The sequence below is a fragment of the Methanosarcina mangrovi genome (genome assembly GCF_052057765.1).
Lineage (GTDB): Archaea > Halobacteriota > Methanosarcinia > Methanosarcinales > Methanosarcinaceae > Methanosarcina.
The window spans coordinates 3,475,669-3,494,297 of sequence record NZ_CP195120.1 but is presented as its reverse complement, the minus strand read 5'-3'; the positions used below and the strand labels follow the sequence as shown (position 1 = coordinate 3,494,297).

The 18,629-nt window shown below is 35.9% G+C and carries 15 protein-coding genes and 1 pseudogene; 6 read left to right on the top strand and 10 right to left on the bottom strand.

The window, feature by feature from the left end; translation table 11 throughout:
• Positions 1-331 precede the first annotated feature (331 nt).
• The 10 genes from istB to ACSAZL_RS15495 all read right to left on the bottom strand — a co-directional run bounded on the left by istB (position 332) and on the right by ACSAZL_RS15495 (position 12,811).
• Positions 332-1,105, bottom strand: coding sequence for an IS21-like element helper ATPase IstB (gene istB, locus ACSAZL_RS15540; RefSeq protein WP_440944912.1), 774 nt, complete (start codon positions 1,103-1,105; stop codon positions 332-334).
• Entirely contained in the window at positions 1,102-2,346 is a 1,245-nt protein-coding gene (gene istA, locus ACSAZL_RS15535; RefSeq protein WP_440944911.1) for an IS21 family transposase, read from the bottom strand. Before istA ends, istB begins: the two co-directional genes overlap by 4 nt.
• A 691-nt stretch (positions 2,347-3,037) precedes the next feature.
• Positions 3,038-4,288, bottom strand: coding sequence for a glycosyltransferase family 4 protein (locus tag ACSAZL_RS15530; protein ID WP_440948870.1), 1,251 nt, complete (start codon positions 4,286-4,288; stop codon positions 3,038-3,040).
• A gap of 5 nt (positions 4,289-4,293) precedes the next feature.
• A complete protein-coding gene (locus ACSAZL_RS15525; protein WP_440945521.1) occupies positions 4,294-5,463 on the bottom strand; it encodes a glycosyltransferase family 4 protein in 1,170 nt (389 codons plus the stop codon).
• Between the two features lie 2 nt (positions 5,464-5,465).
• Positions 5,466-6,803 (bottom strand): phenylacetate--CoA ligase family protein, encoded by a 1,338-nt coding sequence (locus ACSAZL_RS15520; RefSeq protein WP_440945520.1) that lies wholly within the window; start codon positions 6,801-6,803, stop codon positions 5,466-5,468.
• A gap of 27 nt (positions 6,804-6,830) precedes the next feature.
• Complete coding sequence (locus ACSAZL_RS15515; RefSeq protein WP_440945519.1) at positions 6,831-7,871, bottom strand: DUF354 domain-containing protein; 1,041 nt, start codon at positions 7,869-7,871, stop codon at positions 6,831-6,833.
• Between the two features lie 29 nt (positions 7,872-7,900).
• The gene (locus ACSAZL_RS15510) at positions 7,901-8,590 is read right to left on the bottom strand and encodes a class I SAM-dependent methyltransferase (protein WP_440945518.1); all 690 of its coding nucleotides are present in this window, start codon (positions 8,588-8,590) and stop codon (positions 7,901-7,903) included.
• Positions 8,587-9,363: a polysaccharide deacetylase family protein gene (locus tag ACSAZL_RS15505; protein ID WP_440945517.1), complete on the bottom strand. Its 777-nt coding sequence runs from the start codon at positions 9,361-9,363 to the stop codon at positions 8,587-8,589. Before ACSAZL_RS15505 ends, ACSAZL_RS15510 begins: the two co-directional genes overlap by 4 nt.
• A 93-nt stretch (positions 9,364-9,456) precedes the next feature.
• On the bottom strand, positions 9,457-11,181 hold the full coding sequence (locus ACSAZL_RS15500; RefSeq protein WP_440945516.1) for a polysaccharide deacetylase family protein: 1,725 nt from the start codon (positions 11,179-11,181) through the stop codon (positions 9,457-9,459).
• Positions 11,182-11,284: 103 nt separating this feature from the next.
• Positions 11,285-12,811, bottom strand: coding sequence for a glycosyltransferase family 2 protein (locus ACSAZL_RS15495; RefSeq protein WP_440945515.1), 1,527 nt, complete (start codon positions 12,809-12,811; stop codon positions 11,285-11,287).
• Positions 12,812-14,001: 1,190 nt separating this feature from the next.
• On the opposite strand from ACSAZL_RS15495, the pseudogene ACSAZL_RS15490 reads away from it, so the two are divergent.
• From ACSAZL_RS15490 to ACSAZL_RS15465, 6 genes and pseudogenes are all read left to right on the top strand, one after another.
• Positions 14,002-14,805, top strand: a pseudogene (locus ACSAZL_RS15490) (IS5 family transposase).
• Positions 14,806-14,832: 27 nt separating this feature from the next.
• The gene (locus tag ACSAZL_RS15485; RefSeq protein WP_440945514.1) at positions 14,833-15,684 is read left to right on the top strand and encodes a lysostaphin resistance A-like protein; all 852 of its coding nucleotides are present in this window, start codon (positions 14,833-14,835) and stop codon (positions 15,682-15,684) included.
• A 1,429-nt stretch (positions 15,685-17,113) separates the two neighbouring features.
• Positions 17,114-17,269, top strand: a complete 156-nt coding sequence (locus tag ACSAZL_RS15480; protein ID WP_440945513.1) for a hypothetical protein — start codon at positions 17,114-17,116, stop codon at positions 17,267-17,269.
• Between the two features lie 257 nt (positions 17,270-17,526).
• Positions 17,527-17,673, top strand: coding sequence for a hypothetical protein (locus ACSAZL_RS15475; RefSeq protein WP_440945512.1), 147 nt, complete (start codon positions 17,527-17,529; stop codon positions 17,671-17,673).
• Positions 17,673-17,828, top strand: a complete 156-nt coding sequence (locus tag ACSAZL_RS15470; protein ID WP_440945511.1) for a hypothetical protein — start codon at positions 17,673-17,675, stop codon at positions 17,826-17,828. The genes ACSAZL_RS15475 and ACSAZL_RS15470 overlap by 1 nt, the downstream gene beginning before the upstream one ends.
• Before the next feature lie 139 nt (positions 17,829-17,967).
• A complete protein-coding gene (locus ACSAZL_RS15465; RefSeq protein ID WP_440945510.1) occupies positions 17,968-18,588 on the top strand; it encodes a hypothetical protein in 621 nt (206 codons plus the stop codon).
• The last annotated feature ends 41 nt before the right edge of the window (positions 18,589-18,629 follow it).

Sequence of the window (18,629 nt, the reverse complement as noted above, 5' to 3'; positions counted from 1 at the left end):
TTCCATTTTTATGTTTTTTAAGTAGTATTACATTTAAGAGGTTTCAATGAAGTTTGAACAGCTTTTTTGTCTTTATTGTCCTTTGTCCCAATAGGGGTGAAAATTTTCTAGTTTCCAATATAATGTATGAAACTATCTCAATAAATATTTAAACATTCTAAGAAATACTCAAATATGTTATTTTTTTTACTAGTTTTCAATTTTATAGATAAACTATAATTAATTTATGAACCTGTGTCAATGCCGGTTTAATTTTCCCCATTTTGGCCGGATTACTTTTCCCCACTTTTTGATTTAAAGGTTACTCAATATTTCATAAACTTGTTAGAAATTACTGGTACATATTTCCTGATTTTATACCATGTTTCTTCCTTTCTTTCAGCCTGTAACTTTCCCCTTTGATGTTGATCGTGGTAGAATGGTGGAGTATCCTGTCAAGTAAAGCAGCTGCTATTACCTGATCCTTGAATATCTCTCCCCATTCTCCATATGATTTATTTGATGTCAAAATTGTTGAACTCTTTTCATAACGTCTTGAGATTAGCTGAAATAGACAGTGAGCTCCTTCTTCATCAAATGGTAGATATCCTATTTCATCAATTATCAGCACTTTATACTTCATCAAGTCCCTGAGTTTCTTTTCAAGTATTCCTTCTCGATTTGCTGTTTTCAATCTTTCAATAAGGTTTCCTGTATTGGTAAAGTAAACCGAAAACCCTGCTTTTACTGCTTCAATTCCAAGAGCTATTGCAAGGTGCGACTTTCCAACTCCGGGAGGACCAAGGAAAACAACATTCTCTGAGTTATGAACAAATCTCAAGGTTGCAAGGTCTTCGATTACTTTTTTATCAATGGATTTTTGAAATTCAAAATCGAATTCCTCAAGAGTCTTTTTAACGGGAAAAACTGCACTTTTCATCCTTCTCTCAATTGCAATAGCTTCTCTGTGCTTCTTTTCCTGTTCTAACAGATAATCAAGTACTTCCATTGTTGTCTTGCTATCTCTTGCAGCAATTTCAAGATAGTTGTCCAGAAGCTCTTCAATAGTATTCAGTTTCAGATACTGCAGGTTAGTGTGAAGTCTCTCATAACTGAAGTTGTTCATTCAAAACTCCCCTGGCTAAATGTTTCATAGACATCAAGAGACCTTTTTTCAACTTCAGGACCTGAGAATTTCAACGGAATCTGTGAACCTTTTTTGCATTTTGAGTTCTCTTTAAGGATCTCACTCAGGAGACCCTGAAAATGTTCCTTTTTCCTGGCAACCCTACAGTTACCTGGGAGAATTTCATGTTCACAGACTTTTTCATAGTCAATGTATACATCGAATTTTCCTTCAAAAATATGAAGTTCTGCAGTTCTTCCTGCAAACCTGTAAGGAACAGAATACTTATTTCCAAGGAAAGAAATATAACAGTCTCTGGAGACCTTTCTGGTCTCCTTATGGACAACTTTGTAAGGAGGAACATGATTCATAGGGCTAAGTTTCTCCTCCTTAAAGCGTTCAAAAGGGATTTGGTAGGTTGTTCCGTGGACAGTTGAGTTTACCCTTCCTAACCACCTGTGAACTTGGCCGTTCAGGTCTTCGAGAGAGGTAAACCTTCTTCCAAGGAAGAAATCCCTCTTGACGTAACCGACTGTATTTTCAATTTTGCCTTTTGTCTGAGGTCTGTAAGGCCTGCATAATCGGGGAATAAAACCAAAGCATTTGAAGAAATCCTCAAACTGTGAGTTCCATTCAGAATCAGATGATTTTAAGGCTCTTTTGATAACAACCTGTTTCATATTATCGTATAGAATTTCCTGTGTAAATCCTCCGAAGTACTCAAAAGCGTTCAGATGACACTGGATAAGAGTAAGTGTGTCTATACTCAGTGTAAATTCAACATATCTCATCCTGGAATATCCAAGAATCATGTTGAAGCAAAAGAGTTTCTTTACCTTTCCATCAACCTCAACTGTTCCTAATTCTCCCCAGTCTACCTGAGCCTGAACACCAGGTTTTGTTTCGTAGCGGAGTACAGCAGGGACTCCTTGCTGAGGTCGGACTTTTTGTACAAAGTCCTTGACTATGGTTTTTCCTCCATCAAAACCCATTTCTTTGATTTCCCGATAGAGGCGAGCAGCAGTATAGGGACCTTCTGTGAGTTTCTCAAGAATGTAAGGTTTGAAAGGATCAAGCTTGCTCTTTCTTCCTGAACGTTTCTGGGGTTCAGGCAAGGTTTTCAGCCGAAGATATTTACTCACAGTTTTCCTGTCAAAACCTGTTTGCTTGGCGATTTCACTGATGCAAAAGCCTTGTGAATACAAATCTCGTATCAATAGCCATTCCTCCATTTTTAACATTATTTCTAATCCTCGAGTTTTTCTCAAGGATTAGAAATTGGGGAATTTTAATCCGGCCAAAATGAGGAATTATTCACCGGCCTTGACACCTGGGTAATTATTATTCCTAGACGATTATTCATCTTAATAAATACTCAATTTTTATCGTAATTTTTGGGGTCAAAAAAAAGAGATTATAAATGCAGAAGACTTTGTGTATGTTGATGGATGGTACAATTTTCATATAAACTGTTCCTTCTATATCAGAAAGTTTAATGTGGAACACTCATTTTTCCAGGAATGAAATGTTATTTTTAAGAAATTTTTCAATATACTAAGCTATCTTATGTAAAATTTTAATCCAAAAAACAATAATACTTAAAATAATATTTTATAATGAAATTCTTGTAAATTTCAAAGAACTAATACGCAAATAGAAGGAGTTCAGATCCGTGAAATCAATCTAGAAGATGCAAGTGAAGAAGGCATATTCTCTGTAGAATTTCAAGGATTATACAGAGATTTGTTCAAAAGTACTATTTTTTAGCTGAGAACTTTCAGTGGGATTTACAAAAATCTGAGATTAAAAAAAGGATTTAGATGCCTTTTCTGAATGACGAAATCAAGGGGAGAGCTTCTGATAGGAGGTTTAAGTTCATTCCCTTGAGTATATAAGTGAAATGTTAGGAACACTTACTTAGAGGGCCTTTGCTCAATTAGGTGAAGAATTGTAAGCAGTCAATTTTTTATAAACATTTATCTGGGTTTCTGTCAACTTTTTCCAGTCGTATCTGTCTTCAACCAGTTTTCTTGCATTCATACCGATTCGACTTGAAAGTTCTTCATCTTCCAACAAGGATATAATTAAACTCGCAAATTTGGGCCACTCATCCGCTATTAAAATATCTTTGTTGTCGCTAATTTCCAAACCTTCAGCACCAATTGTAGTTGAGACCACAGGTTTACCCATAGCCATGTATTCGAGTATCTTCAAACGAGTCCCTGAACCGCTCATTAGCGGTGCAATACAAACATCTGAGTTTGAGATGTATGGCCTCACATCCTCTACAAATCCAATAATCTCTACTGAATTATCTGTTTTTGAGTAGTCATTAAGCCAGTTTGGGCAGTTTTTACCCATAATATAGAGTTTTATGCTCTGGAATTTCTTTTTTATTAATGGATGTACATGTTCTAAGTAATTTTTAATCCCGAATTCATTTGGAGGATATGTTAAATTCCCCATGAATAATAAATTTGGATGGACTAATTTCATGTCATTTTCAATTATTCCAATTTTATAAAAATCACAATCTACTCCATTCGGAACTACATTGATTTTATCTTTTGAAATTCCGTAAGATATATATATATCTCTGTCTACTTCTGAAACTACAAAAATATGGTCAAATTCGTTAAGAATATTTAACTCATATGCCTTGAATCCAGAAACAACTCGCTTATGTGCAAATCTCATCAATAAGCTTTTTTGATGATTGATTTGTCTTATAAAATTCAGATGGTCAACGTTATGAAGAGTTATGACCTTAGCTCCTTCAAAGTGGGAATTTGATGCAGCCTGTATTACAGGCGCTGCTTCTATGGTGTGTTGGGCGTGAATAATATCGAAATTGCTTTTTTTTAGTACAGATTCAATGGTTTTTATATTAATTGGTGAATTGTATCTGTAAAATGGGGGATACATCCCATCTAAAAGAACGGTTTTTATTTTTTTTAATGCTGATAAATCCGGGATTTCTCTTGTGTATATTTTTCCATTTAACTCTTTTTCAAGTTGAGTTATGTTATACATTGAATTATCAAATTTATTATCATTATAATAATTGCAAATTATCTGTGACTCGATTTTTTTCTCAGAAAGTTTTTTTATAATATTGTAATCTCTAACAGGGGCACCACTTATAGTAAAAGGGATATATGGCATTACATGTAGAACTCTCACGGGTTTCAAACTCCCACTTTTTTATATACCTTCAGAATTTCTCCAACAACGGTATCCCATTTGAAATTCTTAGCGTATTTTTTTATCTGTTCATTGTCCCATTCTTTATCTAAAGCTACCAGTATTTTTGCTGCTAATTCCTTTGAGTTCGCTGGTTCAACCAGATAACCATAATTTTCAGAAATCAAAACTTCTTCACTTCCCCCATTGTATGTTGCAACTACAGGTTTACCACAGCTCATTGCTTCTATCTGAACTATCCCAAAGCTTTCAAGCAGGCTCGGTAAGACAAAAACATCGCAGGCATTCATCCATAATGGAATTTCAGTATGTGGCCTGCTCCCTACAAGCTTTATGCAATCCTCCAGCCCTGCAGATCTAACCTGCTTTTTTAACTTCTTCTCTAATTTTCCTCCTCCAACTATGAAGCACATTATATCTTTTCTCTTTGATGTGATTTTGCTCATAGCTTCAATAAGGTACCTGTGTCCTTTTACTTCCCCGTACAGGCTCCCAACATTTAATATTACTTTCTTATCTGGGGGTAATCCAAGTTTTTTTCGGCAACTTTGTGAATCTAGATCATGAAAATATTTTTGGCTATAACCATTTGGGACATAATACACTTTATTCAGGGGGACTCCAACATTCTGGAAAAGTGATATATCACCTTTCCTAACACGAATTATTGCGTCACATAAGTTCCATGCTCGAATAAATTGAGATTCTTTCTTTTCTACAGCATGGGTGAATGTCCGAGAAGTATGTTCTGTAATAACTACCGGGACATCATATTTTTCCTTTAATTTTATAGCGACCGTTCCAGCTCTCCATGTAAAATGAGCGTGAATTAAATCAAAGTGCAAATTTTTATCTTCAATTAATTTTTTAATGGCTTTTTCTTCGAAATGTATCCACAGATCTCGCCCGTATTTAAAAAATAGTGGGCAATTTAAGTATTTTGGAAAATATACGTGAACGTTGTCAAATTCATAATTCTCATGCCGTGTATGTCTTAAAAGTTCCATTCCAAAAGCAACTGGAGATACTACATATATGTTCTCAAAATGTTCTTTGAGAACCGTAACCTGTTCTTTTACGAAGATTTCTCTCACATACTTATTATCAGCATTTGGAAAATCATTGGATATTATGAGTAAGTTTTTTGATGTCATATTTATAACTCACTCAATATAAATTTGTATTTTCCAGCTTTTGTCCTTTCGATTTCGTCTACATAGAGGAATTCTATTTCCCATTGCTCAGATTTACTTTTAATTATCTTTCTAATAATATCCAGTTGATTCTCATCAAAATTCTCTTCTAAAACCATTTTTATGGTTATCAAATTCAACTTTTTTTGTATTATCTGGAATTCTTTGACTCCATCAATTTCCCAGAAAATGCGTGAAAATAAACCCCCGTAAATAAATTTTCCTTCCGGGGTTTGCAAAATTTCCTGTTGTCTTCCCATGACTTCCTTTAATAATCTGGAACCACGGCCGCATCCACAATCATCACTTACAATATGCCCCATATCGCCGGTATCATATCTGATAAAGGGCATTGCATAGTTATGAAGACTTGTTGCAATTATTCTTCCAGATCCGTTTTCTAATTGAAAACCCTCATCATCCACAATTTCCAGGATGCTCCGCTCAGTGTCAACGTGAAGGCCATTATGCTCTTGGCACTCATAAGCCCCTAAACCGCCATCATTTAATCCATATCCATCAAATACATCACATTTGAATACGTTTTCAATGTTTTTCCGCATATGGGGAATTAATTTTTCTGCAGCGGTGAAAACTGCCTGAGGAGTAATAATATCAATTTCATTATCATCAAGATATTTTGAGAAAAAATTTAACGAAGAAGCATAGCCTCTTATGAATTGGGGTTTGAAGGAGTTAATTGTTTTTGTATATTGCTGCATATCTTCATTACTCATGTCATAAGAAGACAGTTTCCGAAGATTTCTTGTGATTCCATGAGCTTTCTGGACAACAAAGGAGCTGGGGCCAACGTCCAGGGAGGAACCTGCCAAAAATACCATCTTATCTCCTAATTCATATCCCGCATATCCCCACCCGCGATAGAGAGAGGCACCATTGAAAAATCTATCATATTTTAGAAGTCTGAAATGAAGGGGGTTGCCCGTTGATCCGCCTGTTGAATTTATGTAGTATTTCATCGAGTTCAGGTTAACTGGTTTGAAATCTTCAAAGTTCTCTTTGATTATTGCTTTATTCAGGATGGGAAGCTTTTCAAGATCTTCGAGTGTCCTGATCTCGCCGGGATCCAGCTTGAGTTTATTAAATAATTTATGGTAGTAGGGCACATTTTTATAAGAAAAGTTGAGCAGATGCTTCAGTTGTTTTTCCTGAGCTTTTTTCTGTTCAGAGTAAGGTTTCCACTGAGTGGCTACTAAATTTTTATATGTTGGATAAAATCCCCGCTCTCCTAATTGATGGGCGAATATGAATAAAGATTTATGAAACATGTTTTCTTCCATAAGCAGTTAGTTTGATGAATTAATTATCTATTTTCCGTATTTTTCTATAACTTCCATCATAAATTTCGTCACGTCTATTTTTTCTATGAGTAATTTTTCTCTTTTTTGTCTACCTTCTTTTTTTAGAAGCGGATTATTCAATAGTTGCAGTGCCCTTGCTAAAGAGTCTTTGCCCATCGAATCTTCATTATAAAAGTTGTATACTAATCCATATCTCTTTTCTTCTTCGTCTGTATATCCTCTACCTGCATAATCACAGAATATTGCATGTGTGCCCAGAACTGCGCATTCTGAAGCCATTGTTGCACTGTCTCCGTACAGTAATGTTGCATAATATAACAGATCGTGCATCTTTTCCGGTGAAACATTTATCCGATATTTCTCAAACTCTTTCTGAAGAGGTTTTTCTGAACTCATAAGGACACGTCCATATTTTTCAAATTCTCTTACGGCATTTCTTTTATCCTCTAAAGTTAAACCGGCATGTCCAACATCGTGAATTGCGCCCCAGGAGACAAATCGCAAAATAATAAAAGTATCGTTTTCTTTGATTCCAAGTTCTTTTATAACTTCTGGATTGGGTGTGAAATAATCAGGATGGAGATAGGCAAGTTCATGATTTCCACTATACCGTATTTGCTTCTCACCCAGATCAGTCCTGTAACTTGATGGCGTACAGATAACAGTTGCAAAAGGATCCATCAAAAAATGTTCAACTTTTGAATGTTCGGTGTCATCAAATATAATAGAAGTTTTTCCAATCAATTTCCCAAGATGTGAAATATATACATTCCCAACGCCGCCAACCAGGATATTGGGTTTAAATGATTTAGCAGTCCTGTACAATATATATTCTATTTTTATCATTTCAGTTGCTTTAGTAAAGGATGTGAATTTTGCATTCCCTACTACATCGTATTCAAATCCATAAGCATCCAGCAAATTCAATGAAACTTCCTTATCAACAGCTGTAATTTTACAAATATGCCCTTTTTCTTCCAGATTCCAGAGTAAATTCTTGAATAAATGAACTTGAGCAGGATGGCCTATGTTGAAAAGTATCCTCATTTCCTCACCCTATCAAAATCATTTTTGAGTTAAATATTTGATTCTGTTATTTGTTCTTTCTTCTTCACAATAAAAACTAAAGAACAAGGTAACTTTGTTATTTTCGATATTAAGATATGTATTTTTGTTGAAAAGTTATTAAATACAAAAGAATGAAATAATTTCACAATAATATGTCTGTCATAAAAATAAGTTTTTACAATTGTGCAATCCAGATCCTCATAAAATGATTTTAGCTCTTCTATCTTATGGTTTCTCCAGCGTGTCTTTCTAACTTCCCCTGTTAGATTTGAATTATGGACAAATACCAATTTACCTCCCTTATCAAGTAACAATAGATATTTTTCCATTAATTTTTTGTTCTGGTTGATACCAAATAACGCAAATCCGGAAAGAAATATAATCCCGAATTTATCAGTAAAATATTTTTCAGGATACCTGCCGTCAGCAACCAGAAACTCGACTTTTGAGTTCAATTCCTTTTTTCTCTCATTTGCTTTTTTAATTAGGGCTTTATCATAATCAAAAGCAGTTACTTCTGCCCCACAAGCTTCAAACAAAAAAGAGTAATGTCCGTTTCCACACCCAACGTCAAGAACCTTAGTATTTTTATTTTCAGAAAATTTCAAAATCTGCTTTATGAAATACCTGTCTTCCGGATAGTATCTGAATCCCCTGCTTAAGACCAGTTTATGAATAATTCCGTCAATGAATTTCACGGTCTCACAGCCATCAAAATCTTTTTTCCCGAATTAAGTATAAAATCATATATCCAGAACAAACTCCAATTGACTATATTTGACTTCCAGCGATCCGGATGTGCGGAGATATAGAAATTGCTGATCTCACATTTCTCGATTAATTCGATAAGGTCATCCGTTTTTTCGGCAAAAATCCGTTCCTTTTTACCTGGAATGAAGTCTCTGAGATTATTTTTTGAATTCCAGCTCCTCCCAGTATCTGTAAAATAGTTGAGGTTCTCTCCTGTAGATAAATAAGCTTCTCCAAGAATCCCTAAATCTTCTAAATTGTAGAATTTCCATAGTTCTCGGTTGTCATACTTTGACAGTATCGCTCCGTGCATACAGATAGTTTTGAGGTTGCAAATTTTTCGAAACTTCTGCACATCGCTTTCAAATAATTTTATGGCTTTTTCATGGTCTCCTTTTGCAGTGCTCAGTACCTCATAGTGATATCCTACCTCATGTCCCATTTTCTCAATTTTCTGTATGATCTCGGGAACAAATTCTTTCTTATGGGTTCTGAAATAGTAAGTAGCCTTTATGCCATACTCTTTTCCTATATTTGCTGTTTCGAGCGCATTCCTTGCCAGTTTATCAACGTCGTGACGAATTAATACAAATTTCTCAGGAAGATTATCGCCTGCTATCACGTATTCGTGCATGGTGAAGAATGTGTACTTATCAGATATGGCAGAACAAAGCTGACGATATTTATCATGCGTAAAATCCAGATTATGAAAGTTTAACATTCAAATTCACCATTCCCAATTATCTGGTTCTCCGATCCAATTGTCCTATCGATAAGCAGCGGGCGCAATTTTATTTAACATTCTAATTTTTATTCAAATTTCAAAATAACTTCTTGCTTGATTTTTTAACGGAACTTTATTGATATTTTCAATCTCTTTAAACACGTAACGAAGCCTCTCTTCAACGATCTTTCCTTTTATAGTCCAGTAGAAAGGCCTCCTGTTTCCGATAGGTGGAAATTTTTCCCGGGAAATGTCAATAGGGTGAAAATAAAAGATTGTATCGCCTCTGTTCAAACTTTGCTTCAGTCCTCTGAATATCAAATGAGAACCTAAAAACCTCAGAGTAGGCCCGCCGTATGTAGGAATCTTAATACCTACATCATAGTAAGCCCAGGGAAATTCAACAAAATTTCTCTTTTCGGAGGAAGGTTCGAGGCTTCCCGAGGCCGGATAATAGGGAAAGGAAGAAACATGCCTTAAAGAAGAATCCGATTTATTATACAGTGAATTCACCGATACCGATGAATCGTACTTAAAACCGATTTTTTCTAGAGAGTCAAGCATCCATCCTGTAACTGCTCCGTTTGGTGCTCTATATCCGATAACTTCCTGACCGGATGTCCTTTCAAGTAATTTTTTTGCCTTCAGGGTCGTTACTTCAAATTCTTCAACATCGATAAGGGGCTCTTTTGTTTTCGTATCGACCACACATCTATGATCCGCTCCGTGACATGCAATCTCATGCCCTTTCTCAGAAATGGATTCGATAAGTCCAGGATAACGTTTTACAACATCTGCAACAATAAAGAATGTCGCAGTGATATTGAACTCATCAAGAAGGTCCAATGTTTTTCTTGTCGGTTCACTCAGGTAATCATACCTGTCATTCCATTTTTTAAAAAATTCGTTCACATCTTTATATACGGAAAAACTGGACCCGCAGACCGATGGAATATGATACCAGTCTTCAACGTCAACCGTAATTGACATCTTGTTTTTACTTAACATCTTGTTTTTACTTGTAACCCGGAAATTCCTGTTTTTTTCACGCCATTTTATCAAGATTTTCTTCCCAAGATTAACTGACATATCTGTAGAGTAATATAAACCCCATCCGAGTAAACTTGAAGGCCATCTTTCAGGATGCACTAAAATATAAAAATTATTTAATTCTTTTTTCTCTATGAGCTCAATAAGTTCATCAGTTGTTTCGGCAAAAACCCGTTCGGTTTTTCCGGGAATACAGTCTCTTATACTATTTCTATGACCCCATGTTCTTCCGGTATCTGAGAAATAGTTAAGGTCGTCTTTTACGGATAGGTAGGCTTCGCCGGTTACACCGAAATCCCTGAAATCATAATTTTTCCAGAGCTCGCGGTTGTCATGTTTTGAGAGAGGTTTTCCATGCATGCAGATCGTTTTTATCTCACACATTTCTCTCAACTTTTCCAGATTTGATTGAAAGAGGGCAAGTGCTTTTTTGTGATCTCCCTTTGCCTCACTTAAGGTTTCGTAATGATAACCGATCTCATGACCCATACTTTTTATCTGCTTTATGATTTCAGGTTTGAGTACATTTTTTACAGTCCTGAAATAATATGTTGACTTTATTCCAAGTTCATGTTCTATTCGGGCAGTGACCAGGGCACGTTCCGGCATCCTGTCAATATCGTGGCGCATCAATACAAAACATTCTGGATGCTCTTTCTCCATATATTCGGCCATTGTTATTGTGGGGTAATTACTCGATATTGCTTCACAGAGCCTAAGGAATTTATGGCTGGTAAAATCACGAGTTTCAATACTAATAAACATCAGGGATCACCGTAAATTTTAGGGGAATGTATGCGAGACATTAAGCCTCTACTTTTCTATGAAAATTTTTATTCCCGGTTGCAGGCATACTTTACCCAATTAATCAGTTTAGTTTTGCATAATTCAGCGACGTCGTCTTATTAACTTGCATATCAAAGAACATAGCAAAGAGTAGTAGTTGCATACCTATAAGTGAGATAAAAACATCCAGAAGTGGGTAATTTGCCGAAACAGATCCATGTAAAACCATTTTTTGAAGAATAATCCATAGGCCGAATATGAATCCAACTGGTACCAACACCATACTTGCGATATAAAAAAGTACAAGTGGATGGAAATCGAGAATCATATATTTCATCTTCAATCTCCATAGAAAACCTCTGAAAATCATAGGAGCAACTTTTCTTATGTAAGTGCCGTATTTGATGGTTGATTTTTCCCTTCCGTAACGCGCAGGCATTGCTACATCTATTGTTTGTAGCCCAAAAGCGTTGAGTTTTATAAGGAGATCATTGCAGTAACCATAGTACGTATAAACTGAGTTTAGGTCGATAGCTTCAAGTGCTTCTCGTGATATTACGGTGTAACCGTTTTGAGGGTCGGCAATGTTCCAGTACCCACTTCCAACTTTTGTGATCAAAGTCAGGAGGCCATTCCCGAAAGCTCGCCAAGTACTCATGCCTTTTCTCATCTCCTTTGAAAGGAGACGATTTCCCTTGGTGTAGTCGGCTTTTCCTTCAATTATAGGAAAGATGAGCCGGGGTAGTTGAGAAGGATCCATCTGGTTGTCTCCGGCCATAACCACAACCATATCCATTTCATCGGCCAGAGCGTGCTTATACCCATTTACTATTGCTGCTCCAACACCTTTGTTGACTTTGTGATGTATTGGCGCTATTCTTGGGTCGATCATCCCATCGATAATTTCTCCTGTCCGATCAGAGCTACTATCGTTTATGACATAGATCTTATCCACATAATCAGGAATTCCTTCAATCGTTTCTTTGATCAAAAGTTCTTCGTTATAAGCCGGAACCACAACTCCGATCCTGTAGGCTTTGAAGAGACTTTTTTCGTGCTCTTCCTGTAGGTCTATGTGGCAGGCCCTGATTTTTTTTCTTTCGCAGACAGATAAAATAGAACGAATGGAATTAAAATAGACATCAGATAAATCAAATTCTTTGAGACAGAAATTTGAGAATGCCAGAAACCCCACTGGTTTTTCTTCTGTTTTTTTATTTTTCATCATAAGAGCATTTTCTCTACTTCGTCTGCTAATACATGTCCCTACTACCAGGTCAGAATTCCCTTCTCTAATAGGCTTAATCATTTTAGGGATTAATTTAGGATCTCTGCAAACATCCATATCCATTGTGACCAAGATATCAGCGCCCTCCGCAGCTTCAATACCTTTTCTCAGAGAGAAATTTTTGTTTGTGCCTGAAAAATCCTGAATTACTTCAGCTCCTGCAGCTTCGGCCACTTCTGCGCATTGATCCGAACTGCCATTATTTACAACGATGACTCGTTCTGCATAACGCTTAGCGATTAGCACGACTGTCCCGATTTCCAATTCTTGATTAAAAGCAGGAAGAATAACTGCAATCTCCGATAAACCCTCCTCACACATGCCAACTCACCCAAAGCCGAAATACCATTTTCACTTTATTTTCCTGAATTGGAAAGATTAACCCAAGCAAATAAACTCTGAAACTATATATGAATTATAACACTCTGAATTATATCACACCAACATAACACTCTGAATTATATCACACTAACATAACACCCTGAATTATATCACACCAACTATTAATTTTTTAGCGAAAAGCTTGCTAACAAATAGCAATAAATTCTTCTCTCTTCCTAACATTCCATTGTTTATTTGATTGATTTGCGAATTGAACTTGTACATATAAGTAACTTTGGATATTACTTCATTTCAGAAAGAATAAATATCTATTAAACTCGAGTCACTTTTAATTATATTTATTCTTTATTATTTATTGGAATTATTTATTAACAAACGAGATGCCCTGGTAAATATATTATTCATCTATCTGTAATCATTTACAGTCTCTGTTCAATTCTTCTTCCGTACATTAAATTGAATATGATTGTTAAAAACAAGATCGATAATCTTAGAATAGGTGCCTATCATAACCTTTCTTTGAAAACGTAGCTGCTTTGAAGTAAAGAAAGGATCGGTTTAACCTGTACTCGTATAACGAAATAAAAACAGGAATTTTTAATGAAAAATGCGACTAAACGTAAGATATACAAATTTCAATTCATTAAGAATTATTAGAAGTTTGTTTTGTGCTCTGACAATAAATATGTGTAAAGAAATTTTAATATTTAGTTAATAATTGTAAATTCCTTTCTCATTTTTAAGATCTTTTCAAAATCTAAAATAAAAATTTATAAGTAAATATAAAAATATTTGAGCAAAATTTAACGCATAAACTATTAAATTTATAATGTGTACTCGTGATTGTTTCATTAATAACATTTTTCAGAGAATAGTTATATTCTCGGGAATTTATGTCTGGACATAAAAATAACTTTCTTATAATCTGTGATTCATAATAATTATAATACTAATCAATAAATTCTTGCCTGCTAGATTTGGAGAGCCATTTAAGGTTTCCTCTCCTTTGAGGTAAAATACGAACCTCTAATTCCTACTTTACAATAGGAAGTGAGAAGAGTATCTCCTATCACGATCTTTACATCATGATAAACTTATTGGAGGCTTAGAGCCTATCCGAAAAATATAGAAATCACGCTCTAGAGTAATGTTATAATGACAAACGTAAAATCAGTTACGACTATGGGATTTCTGATGAATTCTGGACTAAAATCAAACCTTTACTCCCACTCCCTAAGCCAAAAAAGAAGGCTGGATGACCCAGAAAAGATGATAGAAAAATAATGAGTGGTATTTTTTATATTCTTCGTACTGGCTGCCAGTGGAAATTATTGCCACGGTTTTATGGAGCCCCAAGTACCGTACACGATAGATTTCAAGAGTGGCAAAAAGCTGGATTATTTGAGAATATGTGGAAAGCTGTTCTTCTTGAGTATGATAATAAAAAAGGATTAGATTGGGAATGACAAGCAATTGATGGAGCTATGACAAAAGCTCCATTAGGTGGAACTGAAACCGGAGCTAATCCCACTGATCATGGAAAAAAGGGACAAAAAGGAGCATCTTAACTGATGGTAAAGGTATGCCACTTTCAGTAACAGTAGATGGAGCAAATCGTCACGATAAAAAGCTTGTAAAAAGGAACTCTTGATGCCAGAATTATTCAAAAACCTTCGCATAAAGTAATTCAAAATATATGTATGGATAGGGGATACGATTTCCCTGATATAAGGGAGCCGGTTGAGGATTATGGTTGCACTGCTCACATTCGAAAACGTGGAGAAGAAAACATAAGAAAAAAAGAGATACCAAGTTACAGAGCAAGAATGTGGGTAGTGGGAAGAACGCATTCCTGGCTCAATAGATTCAGAAGGCTGCTTATTAGATGGGAAAAGAAAATTGAAAATTACATGGCTATGCTGCATTTAGCATGTGCATGCATAACATTCAGAGTAACAGGACTTTTCGGATAGGTTCTTAGTAAATATGGAGAAATCAGTATGACAAACTTCGATAAAAATATAAGAAATTTCTGGAACTCAGCAGAAAATCCAGAAGTACGGCAGAAAAACTCAAAACATCAAAGGAGAGAGGTCCTTGGAGGCACTCTACTTCTCCTTATCGTTCTCCCCGAATCTTTGATTTATTCTGGAAACATTAAAATTGCTCTCTTATTGTATGTAGGCGCACTAGTAGCTTTATCTCTTATCTCTTTATTTTTAAAAGAGCAGGAGATTCGTAACATCTGCCAGGTTTTCTTGTTACTTCCTATTCTCCGCCTTATGAATTTTTCAGTGCCGTTCTTTCCCGAAAGCCCTCTTCTCTCCTTTGTGTTCGTTTACACTCCCATGCTAATTCCTTTAACCATTGTTGCTATTCGTCAACAGTTAACATATGACCAGCTAGGACTCAATTTCAAAAACGTAGGGTATTATCTCCCGATCTCCATTCTTATAGGTCTTGTCCTCGGGTACGTGGAATTTCTTCTCATTCAAACAACCCCACTTATTCCTGATCTTCCTTTGATAAACATCTTAAAACTTACAGTTGTGATGGTTTTATTTGTCGGGATTACTGAAGAACTCTTATTCAGATCAATCCTCCAGACAAGACTTGAGGAAATATTTGGGTCACGGAATGGTCTGGTCCTTTCAAGCCTAGTTTTTGGGCTCATGAACTCCGGTTATGGAACTTCATATGAAATTCTATACGCTTCCGTTGCAGGATTCTTAATTGGATACTTATTCTATAAGACGAGAAGCCTTCCTTTAATTGCGCCAACACACGGCTTTATAAGCGTATTTTCGTTTGGAATTCTCCCTCTTATGGGTTATGGATCTGGTTTTTTCTGAATATGAATCAACATTTTTGGAAAAAACAGCAAATTTTAAAATTTAGTTCTCTGGATAAAATACAAAATTGTTAAGTACCAAGCTTCGAATAGTATAAGTGTTCAATTTTATAAGAGTTAATATCGTATGTTTACAAGCATAATCAATACTACACTATCAAGTACAATTTTTATGAATATGGTATGCAATCTCCCAGATTACTGTAGTTTCTCTATGGTTGGATTGGGTTTACTTCTTAGTATCAAGTATGTACTTTCAGGATCAAGTTTCTGGGAGGAGTTTACAGAAAGTTCTTTCAATATGGGGATTTTTCCATTGTTATTGTTATTTATTTGGATAATCATTTATCGTATTTTTAATGTTTTGTAATTCAGCAAGTGACTTCTGAAGCTGGAGCAGGCTTGCAATGAACGTGCCGTGGTCTGCCCATTGCGAAAGATGCTCTGTCCAAGGGTTCGAAGACTTTTGTGCCTCGGAAGGTAGTTGAGATTATTTCAGTAATTTTGAAACGGTGAGAGGGAAAGGTCGAGGAGAGCTAATCAGAGGAAAGCTAAAGCTTTTTTATTACCAGTAGAGGGCTGAAGGTCACTGATGCCTCTGCTTTTACAGACCTTTCGACAATAACTTTAGGTAATTGAAGTTTTCTGTTCAAGTGTTATTATGTTTTTACCTAAATTATTTCGCGCTAACTATGTTGGTTACAATCCCTTTCTTTTATGAAACTTAGGGAAAAATATACTTTGGGTCGTTGCTCAAAAGTTTAAAGAGGAATCCGCCTCGGTGAGATCTTAGATCAGGGGACCTCAGCCTGTCGAGTTCAGCAGATCTATAAAAACTGCTTTGAAACTGGTCAGCTTCATCAAGTTGGCTCTAATCCTAGAAGACAAAAGAATCCATTATCTTCTAATAATAAGGAACTGATTGACCAAACTTAATTTGATTTCATTTGTCATCGTTTAGCATACGATCTGTAGTAAACATATTATTTTTGATGCGCTTTTGTGTAAACCTTTTAATTAAATCGAGATGTGTGAAAAAATCGAAGTAGCCACTTTATGGTTAACATATTCCTTAACCGAATACAAATGAATTTGATTTGCTATATTTCTCCACTCAATATCTCGAAAATCCCGTAATCATCTCCACAACTTCTTCACTTTTCAAGTACCTATCTTCAGAACCTATGTTTCCTAACGTTATTTACTCATCTAACATCTAGCTATAAACAATCGTATTTACGATTAAAATGTGGGTTTGAGTAAAATTCTGAAAAGTAATTGATCTGGCAGCGTATTTTCTTACTTGGGATATAACTTAAGTACCAATACTCCGCTACGCATTTAATTCTTTATAGTAGGATAAAATACGTGGTAGCTGCCTGTCAAAAAATGCCGTCAAAACTGGAAGTTAAAACGAGTGGGTGATATTAATGGAGTACGTAAGAAAAACATGTCCTATTTGTGGAAGTGAGTTCATAGTCCTGAAAAAAGTTGAGGAAAAGGCAATCTACTGTACTCTTGAGTGTCTTTCAGCGTCTCAGGGGAAGATGAAGCGGGAGAAAGTTTCCTCGTTTGTGTCTGTATAAATTTATTCTGTTTCATCGCAAACAATATGATTAATTTACTTTTTACTTTTTCCTCATTTTAATTCCCAATCTCTTCTTTTATTTATATAGTTTTTCCTTCCCTATTCTATTGATGTTCTGCAAAATTACGTGCGTATCAGGATAGCTACTTTATAATTATATTTTAAAACACTTGTTATTTTCTTTACAAAGTTTTTTATAAATTGAAGTCTTACTTTTTTTAATCAATCTTTGTTAATTGTTAGGAGATTAGTAATATGGGAATTGTCGGTCCGGAACTTTTTAATGTCTTCCCTGGGGGAATGATTCGAGAAATGGTCCTTACGATTGCAGAGGGACGGATGGTCCTGCCTGCCAGAACGCATCCTCGAAACTGGGTAATAAAACAGGTCGGTGAGATTTAATGGAGTACGTAACAAAAATCTGCCCGATTTGCGGGAGCGAGTTCATAGTTCTGAAAGAGGCGGAAGAAAAGGCAATTTACTGTACTCTGGAATGCCTTTTAATCTCTCAGGAAAGGATGAGGGGAGAAGACTTTTCTTCTTTGATTTCTGCATAAGTTCATGCTTTTAGTTCCTGCTTTGCATCTTCTGCTATTTTTTTAAAAAACTTATTATTTTTTTGAAAAAGTATTTTATATCATTAAGTACTTAAGTTTTATACTCAGTTTTTATTTATTTTAAAGGGGATAAATAACTATGGTAAGTGTCGGTCAGGAACTATTGAATGTTCCCTTTGGGGACATGATTCGAGAAATGGCCCTTGCTATTGCAGAGGGGCAGATGGCTCTGGACATGAATTCGGTGCAGGTTGCCCAGACTCTTGCGTCAACCCAGCTTGATGCCGGAAGCGTTGTAATGTATATTGAAGAGACCGTGGATGAGGACGGGAACGTTACTGCAAGCAGTGTGGTTACCAATGACAAGCCAATGTCGCTTCTGACTTACGGGCTTGAACCCCGGTTCTACGAATTTACGGAGTCGATTATCGAAGTTAAAATGGCAATCACCATGATGAGGGAGTCTTCAACAGATCTCACTTACGGGAGAGAATTCAAGTTTAACAACCAGTCAAAGGTAACCGGCAGCATGGAATCCGGCGGGCTCGCAAAAATCCTCTTCGGAAAGGCAAAAGGGAGCTTTGAAAATACAACATCTGTTGCTTACACCTCCACGTTTAATGCAAAATACAGTTCAAAATTTTCCTTTAAGGAAGAAGGCACAAGCCTGCTGAGGACAACCCTCAAGCCAGTCCCTGCCCCTGAGAGGACGATTCCCAAGGTTAAAGTCAAGACTGCCGAATCATCCAGCTCTAGCTGAAGCTTTTAATCAAACATTTTCTTGCTACGGGAAGGTTCTCC